Consider the following 4,221-nt stretch of genomic DNA (forward strand, 5'->3'; position numbering starts at 1 on the left):
TGGTTTGTTCCTTGTATTCCTTCGCATTTGCAACCTGGTTTTTGCTTCTCCTGCGTTTCCTGCACGGTTTCAGTGTCGGTTTTTTCCCTACCGGTTCCACTGCATTGATCACGGACATTCTTCCGGAAGACAAACGCGGCTTCGGAATGGGACTTTGGGGAACCTTCATCGCAATTGGAATGGGAGTCGGACAAGGATTGTCTTCGATTATTGTGGAGATCGGTAACCGGGATGCTTTGTTCTTTACCGCTGCGCTTTTTACTGCCCTTTCTTACATCTTGTACTTCAATGTCAAGGAAACACTGGAAAAAACGCATCGTTTTCAATTGGATTATCTGAAAATCAAGAAGGACGAACTCATCGAACCGAGTGTTATCCCAGTTGCTATTGTAATGTTCCTTTCTGCGATGTGCTCCGGAATCATTTTAGTTTTGACACCGGACATTTCGGAATACCTGAACATCGGAAACAAAGGAGCTTTTTTCATTTTCTATGTCATGGCCACGATCTTAATCCGATTGGCAACAGGGAAAATTTCGGATACTTACGGAAGAAGACAGACATTGATTGTAGGAATGGTGATTCTTTGTATTTCCATGATTCTGATCGGCATGTCGAACAGCAGCACCTGGTACTACGTTTCTTCTATTGTTTTCGGAGTTGCTACCGGAATCTATTCTCCGACCATTTTTGCCTGGACGGCTGATTTATCTCCTCCCGACCGGAAAGGACGCGGAACCGGAACGATGTTTATTGCGTTGGAATTCGGGGTGCTTGGCGGTTCTCTGGCTACCAACCTGTGGTACAAGAATAACCTGGAATCCATTTGGAATGTGTTTTTATTCGGAGCTGCAATGGCTTTTATCTGTATCCTCTATCTCATCTGGCACATCAAAACCATTCCGTCAAAACATTAGTTTTTAGGAGCTACTCCTCCGTAATCCAGTCTTTTGGATTTCAGGTAACGCGGAACATAATAGCCGCTGTTATTGAATGTGTCGATAATCACTCCCCTGGAAGTGGAACTGTGAATAAACCTGATGACTCCTTCTTTCACTTCAACAACCATTGCAACGTGTCCAACACCTGAAGAACGTGTGCTTCGTCCCTTAAAGAACATCAAATCTCCCGGTTGCAGTTCGGATAATTTCACTGTTTTACCAAACTCTGCCAATCCGGGACTGGAGCGCGACAAACGCATTCCGAAATTTCCCATCACATAATAAATGAATCCGCTGCAATCAAAACCCGAAGGTGTAGAACCTGCGTAATGATAAGGAGTTCCCAAAAATTTCTTTGCAAACTGAATGATCTCTTCGACTTGTTTGTTGATCTTTGGCGCGGAATCAGTTGCAGCCATCGTATGAGAAACTAGTGTGTCCGAAGACCCTTGACCCTTTTGAGTTAAAGAACCTGCCGCTGTTTGAGCTTGTAGCACATTTCCTGTAAGGAAGACAGCTATCGAAAATATGTAAGTTTTTAAAGACATAATATTTCGGGTGGTGCAAAATTATCATTATTTTCACAGAATCAAAATAATTGGTCTTGAGCAAATTAGATGATATCACATTAACGAAGTTGTATTACTCCATCGGGGAGGTCGCTGCCATATTCGATGTAAACACCTCATTAATACGGTTTTGGGAAAAAGAATTTACCGTTATTCAGCCTAAAAAAAACAAAAAAGGCAATCGTTTATTTACGGTCAAGGACATTGAGCATTTTAACAAGATTTACCAACTTGTAAAAGAACAGGGATACACACTTGAAGGAGCCAAAAAGGCAGTAAAATCGACTGTTAAGGGAGTTTCGGAGGGAAATCAGAATGAGGTTTTGATTCAAAAATTGGAGCAGATTAAATCACAATTGCTTGCTTTGAAAAAATAATTTTCAAATTTTTGGAATAAGAGGCGATAAATCCAAAAATGCCAATTTGCCTGTTTGCCAAATGGCAAACCCATTCGGAAGGAAAATAATCCGATTTTTCAATCCATTTAAACGCCAATTTGCCATATCGCAATATTACAAACCGCCCTCAAGTCAAACATCACAAAACAAAGATTAAAACACTGATTATCAGCTAATAAAAAAAACAATTCCTAATTCCTAATTCCTAATTCCTAATTCCTAATTCCTAATTCTTATAATACGCCTGGTACAAATAATTCAGTGCCATCTTAATATCATTGTCGTCAATCAAATGATTCCATGAGCAAGCTCCGATTTTATCCAGGAAACAAGTCCGAACTCCCAGTTGATCGTTCTTTTTATCGTTCTTCATCAGCTCAATCATGACCGAAACTCCGGTCAACAAATCTTCCGGGCAAGGATACAGCGCACGCATTACCTGCACAATCTCATTCAACTCTTCTGCATCAAGTGTTCCTTTCTGATTCGATAAAAACGCTTCCGCTATGATTCCCAACGCAATGCAATTTCCATGCGACATCGGATTCAATTCCAAATAATATCCTTCAATGGCATGACCGATTGTATGACCGAAATTCAGCACTTTCCGTTTTCCCTTTTCATTCGGGTCCTCCGTAACAACCTGTGATTTAATCGCTATCGACTTCTCTAAAATCCGCTCAACGCTTTCTTCCGAAAATAATTCGTTTTGTTTGGTTGCAATCAATCGCTCCCATTCATCTTTATCCGCAATCAAAGCATGTTTTAAAACTTCTGCGAATCCACTTTTCCACTCTTCTTCCGGCAAAGTCGCTAAAAAGCGCTGATCCACAAAAACTGCTTTCGGATTATGGAAAGTTCCGATCTGATTTTTATAGCTTCCCAGATCAATTCCTGTTTTTCCTCCCAAAGCTGCATCCACCATCCCCAGAAGCGAAGTAGGAATATGCATACAATCCAATCCTCGTTTATAGATCGAGGCAATAAATCCTCCCATATCGCTCACCACTCCGCCGCCAAGTGTAATAACCAGGTCAGAGCGTACGATTCCGTATTCCGAAAGTGCTTCCAATACCTGGAAACAAACTTCCATCACCTTATTTTCTTCTCCGGTGGGAAGCAGGATCACTTCTGCATCTTCCAGGGTAGGAAATGCAGTCAGTAAATACTCCAAACAAAAATCATGGGTGTTTTCATCCACAACAATCACCTTCCGTACATCTTTATACGTTTCTTCAAGCAAGACCGGAAAAGACGAAAGCTCCAGATTACCAACTTCTACAGGACATGAATTACAATCAAATTTTTTCAAAGCATTTATTTCAATAGTGGAACAAATAATTCAGTTTAAAGGTGTGCAAAAATAGTAGAAAGCGATTAATTTTGCCACATGATATCTTTTAATAACACAGAGATTGCGTTTAAACACAAATCAAATAAGGATTTAAAGCGTGCGCATTTTCTTTTTTCCGTTATGGCCAGTCCGTTTTTGGTAAAATCAGGAAAAGGTCTTACCCGTTTCGGGCTCAATATCGGGCTCCCCATCAAAGGAATAATCAAATCAACCATTTTTGAGCAATTCTGTGGAGGAGAAACCATTGAAGAGTGTACCACGACGATTGAAAGCATGTGGAAACATCATGTCGGAACCATCCTGGATTATTCCGTAGAAGGAAAAACAAGTGCGGAAGACTTTGAAGCCACTACCAAAGAAATCATCGCAACGATTCATAAAGGAAAAGGAAATCCTGCAATTCCCTTCGCTGTGTTTAAAGTAACCGGTATTGCCCGATTCAGCTTATTGGAACTTACCAATTCCGGTTTGGAAGGCATTTCGGAAGCCGATTTAAAAGAATATCACGAAACAGTAGAGCGCGTAAACCGCATTTGCAAAGAAGCATATGATGCAGCCGTTCCTGTTTTCATAGATGCCGAAGAAACCTGGATCCAGGACGTGATTGACCGGATTTGTCATGAAATGATCCTGAAATACAACAAGGAAAGAGCGATTGTATTCAATACCGTTCAAATGTACCGCCATGATCGCCTGGAGTTTTTGAAAAAGAGTATTGCCTGGGCAAAAGCGGAAGGAGTGCAATACGGCGTAAAATTGGTTCGTGGTGCGTATATGGAAAAAGAACGCAACCGCGCAGCCGAAAAAGGATATCCCTCTCCTATTCAACCGAACAAAGAAACCTGCGACTCAGATTACGACCGCGCCCTGGAATTTTTGGTTGAACCGGAAAACTTCCCACAAATGGCTTTGTGTGCCGGATCTCACAACGAAGATTCTTCGGCCTTTTTAGCAGATTT

General features: G+C 41.2%; 5 protein-coding genes. 3 read left to right on the forward strand and 2 right to left on the reverse strand.

Going from position 1 to position 4,221, the window contains the following annotated elements:
• A partial coding sequence (locus Q1V93_RS09645; RefSeq protein WP_300664158.1) for an MFS transporter occupies positions 1 to 917 on the forward strand: 917 nt, incomplete at its 5' end.
• Here the strand turns inward: Q1V93_RS09645 and Q1V93_RS09650 are convergent.
• Positions 914 to 1,489: a C40 family peptidase gene (locus tag Q1V93_RS09650; RefSeq protein ID WP_300664160.1), complete on the reverse strand. Its 576-nt coding sequence runs from the start codon at positions 1,487 to 1,489 to the stop codon at positions 914 to 916. The two genes, Q1V93_RS09645 and Q1V93_RS09650, sit on opposite strands and share 4 nt — an antisense overlap.
• 56 nt (positions 1,490 to 1,545) lie before the next feature.
• Here Q1V93_RS09650 and Q1V93_RS09655 point away from each other — a divergent pair, with 56 nt between their 5' ends.
• A complete protein-coding gene (locus Q1V93_RS09655; protein ID WP_300664162.1) occupies positions 1,546 to 1,887 on the forward strand; it encodes a MerR family transcriptional regulator in 342 nt (113 codons plus the stop codon).
• Positions 1,888 to 2,134: 247 nt separating this feature from the next.
• On the opposite strand, the gene aroB is transcribed toward Q1V93_RS09655, so the two are convergent.
• The gene (gene aroB / locus Q1V93_RS09660) at positions 2,135 to 3,220 is read right to left on the reverse strand and encodes a 3-dehydroquinate synthase (protein ID WP_300664164.1); all 1,086 of its coding nucleotides are present in this window, start codon (positions 3,218 to 3,220) and stop codon (positions 2,135 to 2,137) included.
• A 78-nt stretch (positions 3,221 to 3,298) separates the two neighbouring features.
• Here aroB and Q1V93_RS09665 point away from each other — a divergent pair.
• On the forward strand, positions 3,299 to 4,221 hold a 923-nt coding region (locus tag Q1V93_RS09665; RefSeq protein WP_300664166.1), incomplete at its 3' end, for a proline dehydrogenase family protein.

Source organism: Fluviicola sp. (assembly GCF_030151805.1).
In the GTDB taxonomy this organism is placed as follows: domain Bacteria; phylum Bacteroidota; class Bacteroidia; order Flavobacteriales_D; family Crocinitomicaceae; genus Fluviicola.

Excerpts from the sequence above, each read along its gene's own strand:
- Q1V93_RS09650 (WP_300664160.1), bottom strand. The coding sequence starts at position 1,489 with ATGTCTTTAAAAACTTACATATTTTCGATAGCTGTCTTCCTTACAGGA.